Raw genomic sequence first — 16,249 nt, 5'->3', positions numbered from 1 at the left:
GCTAAAACTCAAACTTATAAAGCACATCCAGTGCCTGATCGACGCCAGACACTGCTTCCAGGTAGAGTTTAGGCATCAAACGATAACGTAGCGTAAGGGTTGCTAACGAATCGAAGAGTCCCACTCCGTATTTTACTTGTAGGCCTGGTAGTACATAGCCACTCACTTGAACTTGCTGGCTATCGCCAACACCTGCGGTATCGAGCGCTAAATCGCTAACACCAAAGGTCTCGCCGATTTTACCCACGACTTGACCACTTTGCGCAACCCCTAAACCGACTAATGCGGACGTCAAGGCGTTACTGTCATCGCTACTACCGAGACCTTGCCCCCTCAATAGATAAGAAAGCGCCGCCTGCTGAGACATGGTCGGGTCAGAGAACACTTCAACTTTAGGTTCGTCTGCCAGACCTGTCACGCGAATACCAGCCGTCACATTGTCTTCGGTCGCATCTGGGTTACGAATCGCCTCAAGGTTGACATAAGGTTGATCCGGCGGACCGGAGAACTGGAGCTGCCCTTTACGTACGATCAGGTCTTGACCGTAGGCATGGAAGCGTCCCCAAGGAATATTGATTTGTCCGTTAAGGCCCAAGCCATTTTTCCCTTGTCCAACTTTGAGGTCACCGTCTAATCGCGCATTCAGTCCAAACGCGGATAATCTTACATCATCCCCCACGTGAATAACTAAATTACTATTGATGGCCATGCTCGCGGTCGTCGGTTTGATCGGTTGCAAATGGTCATCAAGCATCACCTCATCCGAAGAAACGCCGACTGCACTTTCAGGTACGTCCTGTACCACTATCCGTGCCCAAGGTACGTCAACTTTACCATCGAGTGTAAACGCCGCAGGCGTCGCGTCGAAAGTAAGGTCGGGAGAAACGTCTAGCCGTACCATTGGAGGAACCGTCACACGGATCCTGTCACCCTTAGCCGCAATATGCGCACGCCAGTTATCGAGCTGACGCCAATCCGCATTCCCGGAGAGATCTAAATTACCGTGTGCGGTCCGTATTAGCCCCTGCAAGGTTGACGACATTCCATTAAATACCATCGAAAGGTTTGCATCAGTCAGCTCAACGGGCATCGCGCTGGTCAATGCTTTCGCATTTTTCAACGCAAGCTGACCAAACACTTGCGGATTTTGCAAAGAGCCGCCTAGACGTAATTGGCTACTTAACACCCCTTGAATACTTTCTCCCTTCGATAATGCCGGATTAAGGATGGCGAGAGAGAGATTATCAATACCGACGTTGCCGCCTAGGGTACGGCGATTCTCCGGATCAGTAATCTGCACATTACCGGTCAACTGGCCATTGTTCACCAGTTTAATCAGCCATTGTAGCTGGGCCTTACCTTTAACCAGCGCGGCCTTGAGATCTAAGCGCTCAAAAGCGATGGGGAGCATCTTACCTTGTACATCTTGGCGGACCTCAACCCCTTGCCCAGTCAAGGAAAGGTTCGCATCGGGTAAGCCACCCTTTGCGGTCCAATTGACACGAGTATCACCGCTAAAACGTCCAGATAACTGCGTTTGTGCCGGTAAAAACTCTTTTAACATCGCGAGATCCAGCTTACGGATCTGTAGATGAGCATGGCCTTCAGGCCCTGCTACGATCGGTTCAGGCACACACAGTTCTGCATTCGGGTTTAGCCAACAATGGCTGCCCACCGTAATAGTTTGCTTAGTATTCTGATAATCGAGGCTCATCGCACGGCTAAGGGTGACATTACCCACTGGCGTCGAGAATTGGCTACGGGTTAAGCTACCTTGCCAACGCTGCTGCTGACGATCAAAGTGCCCCTTTAAGGCTAACTCGCCCGCTACCGGTTTACCGGTCACCTTCAAGGTCAGTTGATGAGCTTGCTCATCGCCACCGGCATTCAGCAAAATCTGGCTGATGTCGACGCCCTCTTGATGTAGCCGCTGAAGGTTGAGTACTAAATTACCTGAGATCTGCTGGGCCGATGTCACATTCCCTTTCAGGGCCAACGACTGCAAGCTCATCTGCTGCCAGCGTAAAGCACGGCCTTGCAGGTCAGCCTTTAACTCAGGTTGGGCTAAGGTTCCTCGTGCATTCACGACCCCTTTGATCGTACCGCCAAGGCCTGGCAGTGCGTTGTCTAGCGCTGGGGCGTCAATATTCGCATCGAGCATCAATTTATCGTTGAGCTCACCGTGAATATCAAGGTGATTACGACCCAAAGCGACCAACAATTGCGGGACTTTCCACTGCATGTAACTGTTACCTTGCAGGCTCCCCTCAATATTGACTGGGTTCTGTTTCACATTTCCTTTAATCGCCAACTTCGGTACGCTCACCTGCCAGGTTCCGCCAAAAAGACTACCTTTAGTGGTAATTTGACCCGTCAATTTGGCCGGCCAATCTGGATATTGCCGTGCGGTATTAATATTATCGAGGGTCAAATTACTGCGCCAGCTGATCGCTTTGTTCCAATCGACCAGAGCACTGAGGTCGATATTCCCTTGCAGGGCGGCGATGCGCAGTCTATCTAGGCTAAATTGCCCTAGGTCCCCTTTACCGTTGAGTGAAACCTGTGCCGGAGGGATCCCCTCACCCGTTAACGCTGCCGCGAGCTGAATATGGTAATCAGACGCTTTCCCTGACGTGTCGAGAGCGAAGTTATCGACTTGAATCTGTGCAGGGCCAGTCAGCGGCCAACGTAGGCGCGGGCTGTTCGCCTTTAAGGAGAAAGGTAGGCCGACTATCGCCGGTTGCGCCATCGCATTCAGCTGCGCTTTCACTGGCCCTGAAAGGTTCAGGCCGAGATCAACCTGCTGTTTCATATTTCCTTTCAGCGATAACTTAACTTTCTCCCCCTTGATGGGGTCGATATTCAGTGTACTGTTGAGATTAAGATTTACCGGCCAGTTATCCACCAAATCTGCCTCACCGCTCGCATGCAGTTGCCCTTGTAGCGCCTGAACTTGTAGCTGTTGTAATGCAATATGGTTATTCACGGCGCGCGCTTTCAGATTAAGCTGGTTAATCGTTAATGGCGTGTCCCCCGTCACCTGTAAGGTATTACCGGTGATCCCTTGAATATCGACATCAACAGGTAATGTTATTGAGGGGAGATCAAGAAGCGGCTTCGCAAACAGCGCGCGTAGGGTATCGCCTAAAGGGGGCTGCTGAGCGGCGATACGCGCTTGTTCGTCTGCGGCTTTTTTCTGTTCGGCCGCCTGCTCTGTAGTTTGTGTAATCGCCGTTTTCGTCGTCTGCGCAGCTTTATCGACGGCAACTTGAGCGACTGTCGGTAAGGCAAGGAGGAAGTTATTAATTTGCGTAGGTGCTAGCGTGATCTGGCGGTTTTGCCATGCGATACCGGTGCTAAACTCCCCCAACGCTATGCTCGTCCCATCAACCTTAACGTTGATATTACGTAAGCCGAGATGCTTAAGCGTCAGCGGATAAGGAGTAGAGATATCGGTGAGAGGTTCGCTTTTGGTCTCCTCGACGGGTGCAGCGGGAGCCATCTTACTGGTATCGACGGCAACACTCACATCACTCAGCGTAAGGTCATCAACACAGACCGACGAATGCCACAGGCATGACGTGTTAACGGCAAGATGGAGCTGGCCGCCGCGTACATCCACCCCCTGCATCTGGTAGGTAATATCGCGCAGGTTCAGATTACGCCAGCCACCTTCTACTTGGCCAATATGCAAACCAGGGACCCAGCGATTTGCCCCCTTAAATAAAAGATGTAAGCCTGATGTCGTACCGATAAGCAAAGCCACTGTCGTGATGAGCAGTACCACGATAACTAATAGGCCGATAACTCCCTTTTTCCACCAACTCATAATTCAGGTCCTAGGCCAATGTAGAATTGAACACCATGCGTATCTTTGTCACCAATCGGCGTGGCAATATCAAACTTGATCGGCCCTACCGGCGAAGCCCAACGCACACCTACCCCAGCACCAGTTTTGATATCGCTGTCTTTAAAATTGTTAACGGCCTCACCACTATCGATGAATGCCGCGCCCCACCATTTCCCAGTGACGTTATATTGATATTCAAACGACCCTGTCGCCATTTTGCTGGCACCTGTTAAGTTGTTATCGCTATCCCGAGGCGAGACATCTTTATATTTATAGCCGCGAATACTTCGGTCGCCACCCGCGAAGAACCGCAGATCCGGCGGAACCTTATCGAAGTCATCGGTTTCGATCCAGCCGAGCGTCCCTCTGACCACAAAGCGATTTTTTTCGGCATAAGTACGTATCCAAACGTTAGAGGCCTGCAGGATAACGAAATTAGCGCCCGACCCCCAGGTCGTGTCTGAGAAGTCTACGGAATAGCGTTGTGAATCTCCCCAGGTTGGCATTAACCCACCCCGCGAACGCGTTCTATTCACGCTAGCCCCTGGGTAAAGGAGCATGGTGGTATTGGTGTAGTTACCTTGAGTATAGTGATCTAACCGCCAGGTTAGATTAAGCGCTTTTTGCCAACCACTGCTATTTTCCCAATAGCGGGACCCCACGACGGTAGTGGAGTCTGCCTTGGTATCGTTCAAGTCAGTACGCTTGAGACCACCCTTAATGGTGTAATATTGTTCGAGCGGATTTTTTAATAACGGGATTTTATAGGTGAAGTCGAGTTGTTGTTCCGGCTGGGAAATATAGGTGTTCGCCGTAATGCTATGTCCATACTCATTCACCCACGGTCGGTTCCACGTTGCCTTAAGCTGTGGCCCCACATCGGTCGAATAACCCGCACCGACTTCTAGGCTATTTTTAATCGCAGGAGTGACCGCTGCATTGATCGGTAACACCTTGGTTTTTTGAGCCCCCTTGAACTCGGGTGCGGCCACGACGGAACCGAACCAGCCCATCGCCGATAAGCGTCGGTTTAATTCTGCTAAGGTTTTCGAGTCGTAATACTGCCCCTCATGGAAAGGGACTAACTTTTGTAGATACTCTTCTCTGATCTGTGAGCCTGAAAATGTCACTTTTCCGAAGCGATAGCGCTGCCCCGTGTCGTAGTCGATATCCCAAAATGCTTGATGGAGTGGCAGTGAAACGCCTAACTGGCTTTTACGGTAAACACCATCGAAATATCCTTTACGTAGCGCAATACTGGAAAAGCCATTTTTAAATTTGTCATAATCGCCATGGTTAAGGACCGTTCCGACTTTAGGCCGTCCCTTTTCAACCCACTGCTGATAGTCACTATCGTTTTTACCCGCACCCTCGACCAATAAAGTGCTGCCACCAATTTTAACCGGTACACCCGGATCGACATGGACGGTAAGAACTTGCCCTGAGGGCAGCGCCTGTTCAGGCGAAACACGATAAGTAATAACCGGCTCATAATAGCCTAGCGCGCGAAGACTTTGCTTAATGACCGCATCGAGACGCGCTTGAAAACGGCTGTCTGCACTGATCTCCTCACTAGTAATCGTCGCCAGCCTAACTCTGACGTTGTTCTGTAACTCACCTGAGAGGCCTTCGAGATTCAGCCTAACCGTCGCGGCCTGTAATGTTGGCGCGGCCAATAAAAGTGCTGCCATACTATAATGGGTTAAACGTGCCACGAACTCTCCTGTTAAGCATCCATTTGCAGCAGCAAATCGCGTAAATTCATTAAAATATACACACTGTGATAAGCGTAGTCTTTCTCAAACTGAATAGACGTGAAAACAAATAATAATTTTTCTTATCAATTACGCTATTGTCCAAAAACCCTGTGTAAATTACAACCAGTGATCGAAATGCCCATCATAATGCTGAAATTCTGTTCATCTGCCTCTAGCGGGCTAATCACTGCTACTGCTATACTCCCTGTAGGCAGTCATCACTGCCTTTTCTGTTGCTGAGCATTATTCATAGTGAATATGCCCTGACAGACATTTTTGGCACGGATAACGTGTTCTTCCTCACTGACTGCCTGAACGTTGCTTTGTTGAGATGTTGCCCAGGCCAAAAATGACAAGCTTATAAACTTCGGACTCCTTATGTTAGATAGCTTACTTGTCATCCTTGTATTAATTGTTATTAGCTTTTTCTTTGCTATGTCAGAAATCTCGCTGGCTGCTGCGCGGAAAATTAAACTCAAACTTCTCGCCAACGACGGAGATATTCGTGCAGAGCATGTGCTCAAGCTCCAAGAATCTCCAGGTATGTTCTTTACCGTCGTACAGATTGGGGTCAATGCCGTAGCAATCTTAGGCGGTATCGTTGGCGATTCCGCTTTCATGCCCGTCTTCTCCGATTTCTTCCATCGTTTCTTGTCTCCCGAACTCTCAGAAAAGCTTAGCTTTATTTGTTCGTTCACCGTTGTCACCAGCTTATTCATCTTGTTTGCTGATCTGACACCAAAGCGGATTGGTATGATTGCCCCTGAAGCGATTGCCTTGCGTATTATCGGCCCGATGCGTATTTGCTTATTGGTCTTCCGTCCACTGGTCTGGTTTTTTAATGGTATGGCCAATAACGTCTTTCGCCTGTTTAAAATCCCGATGGATCGTAAGGACGATATCACGCCAGACGATATTTATGCAGTGGTCGAAGCCGGCGCGCTCGCGGGCGTACTGCGTAAACAAGAACACGAGTTAATCGAAAACGTTTTCGAGTTGGAATCGCGTACGGTTCCTTCCTCCATGACCTCACGCGAAAACATCGTATGGTTCGATCTCAATGAACAAGAAGCAGTATTAAAATCGAAAATTGCCGACCATCCCCATTCTAAGTTCTTAGTATGTAATGGCGATATCGACCATATTGTCGGTTATGTGGATTCGAAAGAACTGTTATTGCGTGTGTTAGGTAACCAGAGCATGACGTTAAGTAGCGGCGTACAGATTCGTTCAGCCTTAATCGTACCCGACACTCTGACGCTATCGGAAGCTCTCGAAAGTTTTAAAACCGCGGGCGAAGACTTCGCAGTAATTATGAATGAATACGCGCTGGTTGTTGGGATTATCACCCTGAACGATGTGATGACCACCCTAATGGGCGATCTCGTCGGCCAAGGATTTGAAGAACAAATCGTCGCGCGTGATGCGAACTCATGGTTAGTCGAAGGCGGGACGCCAATCGATGATGTCGTACGCGTATTACATATCGAAGAGTTTCCGCACTCGGGAAATTACGAAACGATTGGCGGTTTTATGATGTACATGCTGCGTAAAATACCGAAACGTACCGACTTTGTGATCTTCTCCGGGTATAAATTCGAAGTCGTGGATATCGATAACTACCGAATTGATCAGTTGCTGGTGACTCGCGTCAGTGACGAGCGGACAATGCCACTCACCCCTGCGGGTCAGGTGATCGACGAGATTACTGGAAAATAACGATATGTTGGCCACTAGAGTAACTCCTCGGTGGCCAATACTTTAGAATTTGATCTGTAGTTTACTTACCTGACGATTGATCTCAGACATAATACCTAAACGCTGGATATCACCATTTAGTGGTTGAAGCACCTTTCCCTGGTCGAAATGAAATTCACCAATATCCTTAATGTAAATCTCACCTTTGAATAACGTCTTCACGTAACGCGCAATCTGGATTGGATTGTATCGATTATAGATTTTCATTCGCTAATTCTCTCTTCGCTCCTGCGTTCTGAGATAGAGTGTAGTGGTTTATCCAAAAAACACAAAAATTACACCCTAATAATCTTTTATTAACATATTAAAAATAGTGCTTTAGACGAGTAAATCAGTCATTGATATCGAAATATAAGTAGTTTATCTCTCAAGATAAAGAAACTGAGTAGGATTATCGGCAGAGTTGATGACAGATTTATGGCGAGAGAGAATTATTTTACCCCCTTAAGTGAGGGGGTAACGGTTAAATGCGTTAACTAAAACAGTGAAACGCGAAAACCAGGATTTAAGTAGGATTCTCGGGGAGTATAATCGAGGGTATTACCGTGCCAATCCGTGACCTGAGCACCCGCGGCAAGAGCTACCGCATGACCCGCCCCGGTATCCCAAATATTGGTTGGACCAAAACGAGGATAAAGTTGAGCTTTACCTTCTGCGACTAGGCAAAATTTTAGTGAAGAGCCGATTGCGACAGTCTGATGCTCACCGAGTTGATGTAGATAATCTTTTAGCTCTGGGTCGTTGTTGGCATGAGAGCGGCTCACAACAACTAAGGGCGGCTGGGCGGTGGCGACAGTAATCGGTTGGCGTGCTCCGTGCCCGGCCTCTTTCCAAGCTTTACCCTCAGCGGCACAGTAGAGGTCATCAAGCACAGGGGCATAGACCACACCGAGTACCGGTTTACCCTCCTCGATCAATGCAATATTGACGGTAAACTCACCATTACGCTTGATGAACTCTTTTGTGCCATCGAGCGGATCAACCAGCCAATAACGCGTCCACTTCTGTCGCACTGACCATTCCACTTCGGACTCTTCAGATAAGATAGGGATATCGGGGGTCAAAGCCTGTAAGCCATCGATGATGATCGTGTTCGCTGCAATATCCGCAGCGGTAACTGGCGAATCATCCGTTTTTATCTGCACATCGAGGCCTTCTTCTCGATGATAGATGGCAAGGATCGCTTCACCGGCTTGGCGTGCGATCTGATTAATCTGGTCCAACATTCTCGGCCTCCTGTCAACGACAGTTAGTAACATCAGAATTTGTGATGGTTGAGGTTACCATACTCCGTTGCAGGGGGCGGGTAAACCTGATTCACAGGCAAAAAAAAACCGGCGCGAGGCCGGTTAGCGTAAGTCTCTATCTTAGAGAATGTCGAGTAGCTCAACTTCAAATACTAGGGTACTGAATGGCGGAATCGAAGCGCCTGCGCCACGTTCACCGTAGGCAAGGTGTTGTGGAATCACCAACTCCCACTTCGATCCGACAGGCATCAAGGTCAGTGCCTCGATCCAACCGGCGATAACACCGCTGACCGGAAACTCTGCCGGCTCTCCACGAGCGACTGAGCTATCGAAAACCGTACCGTCGGTCAGTTTCCCGGTGTAATGAACACGCACGCGGTCCTGGCGAGAAGGGATAGCCCCTTCGCCTTGGGTTAATACGCGGAATTGTAAGCCCGATTCGGTACTGTTGACGCCTTCACGCTGACGGTTTTCCTCAAGGTATTTTGCCCCTTCAGCCGCCATCTCTTTTGTACGTTCATCACGTACCGCGTCTGCACGCTCGTGCATCTCACGTAATGCACGATGTAAAACATCCATAGGTACAGCCGGCGAATTTCCTTCCAGCGCATCACGCAGACCAGCTAATAGAGCGTCAGGTTCAAGACCTTGTAACCCTGATTCTAATAATTGCTGTCCGACTTGCAGGCCGATGCCATAACTGGCTTGCGCTTCGACACTGTCAAAAGAAAGAGTCGTCATTTCTGTTCCTTTTCTCTAAATAAATTGAACTGCAAGGATAGCAGCGTGAACACTGTTCGTAAAATTGATCCGCTGAGTAATGACTTTTTCTTAAGAAAGATTAACAATGGTTGGAGTAATAGTGGTTGAATCTCAGCCAATGCTAAAGGAGGCAGCGATGAAGGAGAGGATTTCTACTTTGCTTGATACAGGCAAGCAAATTTTTTCACATGAGATAAGTCCGCGACTTCAGCCTCTACTCGCCCCTTTCTCTGTGTGGCACCTACGGATAATGGCCGTAGCAGCAATACTTATCCTGATTGGCTTATTTCTCCCGGGTCCAGCACAAGAGCCGGATATCACCTTACGCCACGTCGATCCACCTGCTACGTTAGGCGGACAAAGTGATACGCAAGGTACTTGGCATACTTACCACGTCGCAGCGGGGGAAACACTCGCCCAACTTTTTCGGGATGAGGGGCTAGATACTGAAGCACTGTATGCAATGGCCGCTATCCAAGGGAGCGGTCAACCGTTAGGGACGCTTAGTGCAGGTCAAGCAGTGAAGGTAAGAATGACGTCTAGCAGTCATATCACCGGATTAACCTTGGAAAATGCTCAAGGTCAGGTTCTTTTCGTGAGACAGGCTGATGGACATTTCTTGCGGGTACAATAGGTCGAAACAAAAATGCCGGCTTTCGCCGGCATTTTTTCACTTCTGAACTTATTCAGCAGCGATTTTGATAACCAGTTTAGCGAAGACTTCGCTATGAACTTGGAAATCAACTTCGTGGTCGCCAGTGGTGCGAAGAACACCATTTGGCAGACGCACTTCACTTTTAGCAACAGCAACGCCTGCAGCGGTCACAGCATCAGCGATATCGCGAGTACCGATTGAACCGAACAGTTTACCGCCGTCACCCGCTTTAGTTGCGAGGGTAACAGTACCCAGTGCGTTGATTTTCTCAGCACGGGCATTTGCAGCAGCCAGAGTATCCGCTAATTTAGCTTCTAACTCAGCACGACGAGTTTCGAAAAACTCGATGTTGTTTTTAGTTGCTGGGACAGCTTTACCTTGTGGTACCAGGAAGTTACGAGCGTAGCCCGCTTTAACGTTGACCTGATCACCTAGGTTACCCAGGTTTGCTACTTTATCAAGCAGAATAACTTGCATTACCTTATCCTCTTAAAGTCGTTGATGGACAGTTACCGATTACTGATGACGATCAGTGTACGGTAACAGAGACAGGTAACGCGCGCGCTTGATAGCACGGGCCAGCTGACGCTGGTATTTTGCACGGGTACCGGTAATACGGCTTGGTACAATCTTACCGCTTTCAGTGATGTAGTTTTTTAGCGTTGCGATATCTTTATAATCGATCTCTTGAACGCCTTCCGCGGTGAAACGGCAGAACTTGCGACGACGGAAATAACGTGCCATTTGGCTAGTCTCCAGAATCTATCAATTCAATCTGCTCGGCATGCAGTACTAATCTACTTTGGCCTGTTTTCGCCTTGTGGCTATGAACGAAACCTTCCAGTAGAAGCTGCTTACCGACCGTTATATGTTGAGTAATTAGCTGGTGTTCGTGCCCACTGATAATGACAGGGATACGACATACCGCTAGCCGGTTAATACCGGCTTCCCGCTGCATCGATTCGTGTTCTAGCACGAACTGACAATGCGGGATTCCTGAGGGGCTAGTTTTTCTTACAACCACTGTGCATACCTGACCAGACAGTCGTAAACGATTAGCCACCATCAAGAATTACTCTTCAGAATCCTCAGCATCTGAGTCATCAGCGGCTTCATTAGCAAAATCATCACGACGATCACGACGTTCTTCTTTTGCTTTAACCATTGGTGATGCTTCAGTTACCGCATGCTTAACGCGCATGACCATGCTGCGGATAACGGCGTCGTTGAAGCGGAAGTTTGTTTCCAGCTCATCAATCACTTCTTGCGGAGCTTCAACGTTCAGAAGAACGTAGTGTGCTTTATGCAATTTGTTAATTGGGTAAGCCAGCTGACGGCGGCCCCAGTCTTCCAGACGGTGGATCTTGCCTTCTGCACCAGTGATAGCACCAGTGTAACGCTCGATCATGCCAGGAACCTGTTCGCTCTGGTCAGGATGAACCATAAATACGATTTCGTAATGACGCATCGGTTGCTCCTTACGGATTATTCAGCCTCCTGTCAGGGTCAACCGCGGCCCATGGAAGCAAGGAACGTTTTAAAATGCGGCTGAAAAATTTGACGCGTAATAATACTGAGACTAGCGGTTAAATACAAGACAATACGTCGCTTATTTCGTGGCAGTGACGATTATTTCTAAGACGCGAGCTGAGGGTCTATACTAAAAGCGATTATCAAAGGAGGAGTTATGTTTAAGCAACTAGGTATTATCGCTTCCCTATTGGCTGCCCCCGGTGCATTTGCAGCGGAAACTACCTTTAGTGACTTAGTAAAAACCCCTGAAGGTAGCAAAGCGCTGACTGCGTTGATGAGCCACCAACAGTTGCCGAGTTGGATTAGAACCGGTGGGGTTGAGTCGCCCGCCCAAACAGTGACAGTGAAAGGAGATGACTATCAAGTCTATAGCATCTGTAAGCCACATAACTGTGGTAACCAACAGTTCGCGGTGCTTTACTCCGCCAAGCTTAAGCAGATGAGCGGCCTCTATCTACAGAACAACGAGAAATCCCATCGCGAGACCCTGCAGTGGCTTAATATCAGCGACGCGCTCTCTATCGATGGCAAAACTATTCTCTATGCAGCCACTAGCGGTAGCCTGGCTAATCATCCTAATGATTTCAATTACCACGAATAGGTAAGGCTCCGCCTCTCTACTGAGGGCAACCATCACTGCCCTCACCACTGCTTACTCGGCCGATTAGGGCATCTTTTACCTCATCGCATATTTTTATTCTCTCTCCCTACTTTACTCTGTAAAAAAAAAGCCTATTTTAGCTACCTGAAAATCATTTCTAAGCTGCATTCACCGGTAGTTGGGCATAGAAATTGCTTAAACAGTAGTTACCCAATCTTGCCCCAGGTGGTGTTGAATGACTCAAGATGTAACCTATAAACGTAATTTAGGATTATGGCAGGTGGTAATTGTCGGCATTGCCTACATGACCCCAATGACAGTGTTCGATACCTTTGGTATCGTGTCGGGCATGACAACTGGCCGCGTGCCATTAGCTTACCTGCTAGCATTATTCGCGGTATTACTAACCGCTTTTAGCTACGGAAAAATGGTTAAGGTCTTCCCGAAAGCCGGATCAGCCTATACGTATGCCCGTAAAACTTGCGGTAATCGTGTCGGGTTTTTAGTGGGGTGGGCTTCTCTTCTCGATTACATGCTATTGCCGATGATCAATGCCCTACTCGCCGGTATCTATCTTCGCTCTCTTTTTCCCCAAGTGCCGTCATGGTTATGGATTGTATTATTCACCGGGTTAGTCACCTGGGTTAATAGCCGTAACATCCGGTTACTCGCCAACTTAAATTTTCTTTTCGTTGGCGCGCCGGTATTGTTAATGGCCGTCTTCGTAGGGTTAGCGATCCAAGGTGTCGGCCATCAGCATGGACATGATGCGGTGTGGACCCTAAAACCACTCTGGAACGGCGAGCAGACGTTCTTACCATTGGTCGCCGGTGCGGCCGTGCTCTGCTTTTCTTTTCTGGGTTTTGATGCAGTCACGACTCTTTCTGACGAATCGCACCAGCCTGAACGGACCATTCCTCGAGCGGTAATGCTTACGGCACTAATTGGCGGAGTGATCTTCTTCGTGGCAGCATGGTTTACCCAGCTCTACTTCCCGACCAATATGGAATTCAAAAACCCTACGGAAGCCATGCCTGAGATTGTTCTCTATGTCGGCGGTAAATTTTTCCAATCCGTTTTCCTCGTCGCGATCTTAGTGAACACCTTCGCCTCAGGGTTAGCCTCCCACGCCAGTGCGGCCCGATTGCTGCACATCATGGGGCGTGATGGAATATTTCCTATCGCTAAGTTCCGCTATATCCATCCCCAATTAGGTAGCCCACTCTATTGTGTTCTATTCGTCGGGGCACTCGCGATGAGCGCCGTATTTTTCAATTTAGATACCGCCGTTTCACTCATTAGCTTTGGCGCACTCGTAGCATTCACCTCGGTTAACGTATCCGTTATCGCCTACTATGCGGTTCAACAAAGGCAGCTTAAATGCCTAACGCACTGGGTTACACACCTTCTCATTCCGTTAGCGGGTATCCTATGTGTAGGTGTCATGTGGCTTAACTTAGATCAAGATGCGATGAGACTAGGCTTAGTCTGGACGGCTGTAGGGATCGGTTGGATTATTTGGTATTGGTGGACAAAAAGAGAGCTAGTATTTAGTCATTAACACTAAAGCCGCCTACTCAAGGTAGGCGGATAAATGATTAGTGGATGAGTGAGGAAGAGGCTTGAGTGGCGGCGTCTTTCCCTGAGGAGAGCGATATTTGCTCAAGGACTTTCTCCACCTGCTCTAAAACCTGATCGCACTGCTCTAAGGTCAAGGTGAGTGGCGGTTCAATCCTCACTGTACGCGCATTATTTAGTGTTCCAGCCACCAAGATGCCACGACGGAACATCTCGCTGGCAAAGGTATAGCCCGTTTCATTGTCACAAAATTCTAATGCCTGCAAGAACCCCATGCCCCTAGCTTCAGTAATAATCAGAGGATAGCGTTTTGCGCACTTTTCGAGCCCTTTGAGCAAGTAGTCGCCTTTGGTCTCAGCCTGTTGTACTAAATCATCACGCAGCAGTACGTTAATAGTTGCCAAGGCCGCCGCGCAGGCCATTGGGTTACCGCCAAAAGTGGTCGTGTGCAGGAAGGGATTGTCAAAAAGCACCGTAAAGATCCGTTTGCTGGCGATCGTTGCACTAATTGGCATCACGCCCCCACCGAGTGCTTTGGCTAGGCATAAGATATCCGGTACGACGCCATAGTGTTCGCAGGCGAACATTTTCCCTGTTCTTCCCATGCCGGTTTGGACCTCATCCAAGATAAGTAACGCCCCTATTTCGTCACAGAGCGCACGGACTGCTGGTAGATAGTCGTCAGGAGGCAGGATCACCCCACCTTCGCCCTGTATCGGCTCAAGGATTACCGCTGCAATCCCTTCACCGCGCGCAGCACATTCCGCGACCATCGCACGCATGGCTGCGATATCACCAAAGTCAACATGATGGAATCCAGGGACCAACGGCTGAAAAGGCTCACGGAAAACCGGCTTAGCCGTGGCCGAGAGTGCACCTAATGATTTTCCGTGGAAAGCCCCGTTAGCGGCGATGAAGCTGAATTTCCCCTTAGGGGCTTGATATACTTTGGCTAATTTCAGTGCTGCTTCCACAGACTCGGTACCGCTATTACCAAAGAAACAATAATCCAATTCACCTGGCGCTAGCCCGGCCAAACTCTGCGCCAACAGCGCCCGTAAGGGATCGAGTAGCTCTTGACTATGTAGCGGCTGTTTATGAAGTTGATGCTCAACCGCATTAACCACGGTAGGGTTGCAGTGACCGACACTAAAAATGCCGTAACCGCCTAAGCAATCGATGTATTCATTGCCTCGTGTATCAGCCAACGTATTCAGACTGGTCGCGCGCCATTCTACTGCAGCGTAGCCGCCGCCCGAGGTAACGGATTTTCGATACTCAAGGAAACCAGGGTTAATATGCTGACGAAAGCCGTCGACGGTGAGTTGATTGAGGAGTGCGAGCTGTTCCGACGAAAGGGTGTCACTTTGGATAAAATCTAAGGCCTGCTGAGTCGACTCTAGCGGGGTTAAGGATTTGTGTGTGAGGTTCAAAATATGCTCCTAGAAAGTGGCACCACAGAGTGCACATATAGTTATGCATAATTTGTTCCAGAAAGTTCTAACACTGCTCACAAAATCTGTAGAATAATTTATCAGAATACCGACTTACCCACGACAAAAAGCGGGATTACTTGGTATATGACAGAGCCTTACTTATAAGTAATCTTCATTCTTAAGCAGGAAGAAGAATGAAGTATCGATAGATGTAAAGCAAAAGGGGGAGATCACGCAGCTTTATCCCCCTAGGTGCGAGCATATTAAAAAATAACGTCGTTCGTTAATAAGCACCTTCCAAAACTAGAAGATGCTTAACGTTATTTATTGCCGCTGGCGAACCGCTTCAAATAAACAGATCCCTGTGGCAACAGAGACGTTGAGCGAAGAGACTGAACCTGCCATCGGAATACTGATCAGCTCATCGCAATGTTCGCGAGTCAGGCGACGCATTCCTTCGCCTTCAGCACCCATTACAAGCGCCATTCCGCCAGTCATTTTACTCTGATATAACGTATGGTCCGCTTCGCCCGCCGTCCCAACGATCCAGATATTGTATTCTTGCAACAGGCGCATTGTTCTCGCCAAGTTCGTTACACGGATAAGCGGTACTGTTTCTGCTGCACCACACGCAACTTTCTTAGCCGTTGCATTTAACGCCGCAGAGCGATCTTTGGGTACGATCACTGCCGCAACGCCTGCTGCATCCGCACTCCGTAAGCATGCACCAAGATTATGCGGATCAGTGACGCCATCGAGGATAAGCAGCAATGGCTTATCGAGCTTCTCAAGAAGATCGGTTAGGTCACCCTCCTGATAGTGGCGACCTGGTTTTACTAATGCCAAAATCCCTTGGTGAACAGCACCTTCTGCCGCCTCATCTAACCATTGTCGAGTCGCGACTTGTATAATAACACCTTGGGACTCAAGGCCTTGGATCAGCGGTTGTAAACGGCGATCGTCACGCCCTTTTAATATAAACACCTGTTGAAAGCGCTCGGGTTGACGTTCCAGCAGAGATTGGACCGCATGAATACCAAAAATTTTTTCACTCATAGTTTATTCTATCAAT

At 48.7% G+C, this 16,249-nt stretch carries 15 protein-coding genes; 4 read left to right on the top strand and 11 right to left on the bottom strand.

What is annotated here, in order from left to right:
- Window position 1: 1 nt before the first annotated feature.
- Both tamB and tamA read right to left on the bottom strand, forming a co-directional pair.
- Window positions 2–3,829: an autotransporter assembly complex protein TamB gene (gene tamB, locus HGT70_RS01560; protein WP_214194715.1), complete on the bottom strand. Its 3,828-nt coding sequence runs from the start codon at window positions 3,827–3,829 to the stop codon at window positions 2–4.
- Complete coding sequence (tamA, locus tag HGT70_RS01555; RefSeq protein ID WP_422047367.1) at window positions 3,826–5,565, bottom strand: autotransporter assembly complex protein TamA; 1,740 nt, start codon at window positions 5,563–5,565, stop codon at window positions 3,826–3,828. The genes tamB and tamA overlap by 4 nt, the downstream gene beginning before the upstream one ends.
- A gap of 420 nt (window positions 5,566–5,985) precedes the next feature.
- On the opposite strand from tamA, the gene paeA reads away from it, so the two are divergent.
- A complete protein-coding gene (gene paeA, locus HGT70_RS01550) occupies window positions 5,986–7,326 on the top strand; it encodes a polyamine export protein PaeA (RefSeq protein WP_071433939.1) in 1,341 nt (446 codons plus the stop codon).
- Between the two features lie 42 nt (window positions 7,327–7,368).
- Here paeA and HGT70_RS01545 read toward each other — a convergent pair whose 3' ends face one another.
- The 3 genes from HGT70_RS01545 to bamJ form a co-directional block, all read right to left on the bottom strand.
- On the bottom strand, window positions 7,369–7,572 hold the full coding sequence (locus HGT70_RS01545) for a DUF1107 domain-containing protein (protein WP_071433937.1): 204 nt from the start codon (window positions 7,570–7,572) through the stop codon (window positions 7,369–7,371).
- 269 nt (window positions 7,573–7,841) lie between these two features.
- Window positions 7,842–8,591 carry a 3'(2'),5'-bisphosphate nucleotidase CysQ gene (cysQ, locus tag HGT70_RS01540; RefSeq protein ID WP_071433935.1) on the bottom strand — a complete coding sequence of 250 codons (750 nt, stop codon included), beginning with the start codon at window positions 8,589–8,591 and terminating at the stop codon, window positions 7,842–7,844.
- A 141-nt stretch (window positions 8,592–8,732) separates the two neighbouring features.
- On the bottom strand, window positions 8,733–9,353 hold the full coding sequence (bamJ, locus tag HGT70_RS01535; protein WP_071433933.1) for a BamJ family beta-barrel-assembly machinery protein: 621 nt from the start codon (window positions 9,351–9,353) through the stop codon (window positions 8,733–8,735).
- Window positions 9,354–9,510: 157 nt separating this feature from the next.
- Here bamJ and HGT70_RS01530 point away from each other — a divergent pair, with 157 nt between their 5' ends.
- Window positions 9,511–10,008: a LysM-like peptidoglycan-binding domain-containing protein gene (locus HGT70_RS01530; protein WP_157725222.1), complete on the top strand. Its 498-nt coding sequence runs from the start codon at window positions 9,511–9,513 to the stop codon at window positions 10,006–10,008.
- Window positions 10,009–10,056: 48 nt separating this feature from the next.
- Here the strand turns inward: HGT70_RS01530 and rplI are convergent, their stop codons facing one another.
- From rplI to rpsF, 4 genes are read right to left on the bottom strand one after another with little or no spacing between them, the layout of a single operon-like run.
- The gene (rplI, locus tag HGT70_RS01525; protein ID WP_071433928.1) at window positions 10,057–10,506 is read right to left on the bottom strand and encodes a 50S ribosomal protein L9; all 450 of its coding nucleotides are present in this window, start codon (window positions 10,504–10,506) and stop codon (window positions 10,057–10,059) included.
- 39 nt (window positions 10,507–10,545) lie between these two features.
- Window positions 10,546–10,773 (bottom strand): 30S ribosomal protein S18, encoded by a 228-nt coding sequence (gene rpsR / locus HGT70_RS01520; protein WP_000135199.1) that lies wholly within the window; start codon window positions 10,771–10,773, stop codon window positions 10,546–10,548.
- A gap of 4 nt (window positions 10,774–10,777) precedes the next feature.
- Window positions 10,778–11,092, bottom strand: coding sequence for a primosomal replication protein N (priB, locus tag HGT70_RS01515; RefSeq protein WP_241569353.1), 315 nt, complete (start codon window positions 11,090–11,092; stop codon window positions 10,778–10,780).
- 9 nt (window positions 11,093–11,101) lie between these two features.
- Window positions 11,102–11,497: a 30S ribosomal protein S6 gene (rpsF, locus tag HGT70_RS01510; RefSeq protein WP_048912783.1), complete on the bottom strand. Its 396-nt coding sequence runs from the start codon at window positions 11,495–11,497 to the stop codon at window positions 11,102–11,104.
- A 219-nt stretch (window positions 11,498–11,716) separates the two neighbouring features.
- Here rpsF and HGT70_RS01505 point away from each other — a divergent pair, with 219 nt between their 5' ends.
- Window positions 11,717–12,163 carry an Ivy family c-type lysozyme inhibitor gene (locus tag HGT70_RS01505; protein WP_214194713.1) on the top strand — a complete coding sequence of 149 codons (447 nt, stop codon included), beginning with the start codon at window positions 11,717–11,719 and terminating at the stop codon, window positions 12,161–12,163.
- Window positions 12,164–12,398: 235 nt separating this feature from the next.
- On the top strand, window positions 12,399–13,724 hold the full coding sequence (locus tag HGT70_RS01500) for an APC family permease (RefSeq protein ID WP_214194712.1): 1,326 nt from the start codon (window positions 12,399–12,401) through the stop codon (window positions 13,722–13,724).
- Window positions 13,725–13,761: 37 nt separating this feature from the next.
- Here HGT70_RS01500 and HGT70_RS01495 read toward each other — a convergent pair whose 3' ends face one another.
- Both HGT70_RS01495 and rlmB read right to left on the bottom strand, forming a co-directional pair.
- Window positions 13,762–15,174, bottom strand: coding sequence for a putrescine aminotransferase (locus HGT70_RS01495; protein ID WP_071433921.1), 1,413 nt, complete (start codon window positions 15,172–15,174; stop codon window positions 13,762–13,764).
- Window positions 15,175–15,501: 327 nt separating this feature from the next.
- Complete coding sequence (gene rlmB, locus HGT70_RS01490; protein ID WP_214194711.1) at window positions 15,502–16,233, bottom strand: 23S rRNA (guanosine(2251)-2'-O)-methyltransferase RlmB; 732 nt, start codon at window positions 16,231–16,233, stop codon at window positions 15,502–15,504.
- Window positions 16,234–16,249 lie beyond the last annotated feature (16 nt).

The sequence above is a fragment of the Rosenbergiella collisarenosi genome (assembly GCF_018494085.1).
GTDB classification, from domain to species: domain Bacteria; phylum Pseudomonadota; class Gammaproteobacteria; order Enterobacterales; family Enterobacteriaceae; genus Rosenbergiella; species Rosenbergiella collisarenosi.
The sequence above is the reverse complement of the archived record's forward strand: the minus strand, read 5'-3'. Positions and strand labels throughout refer to the sequence as shown.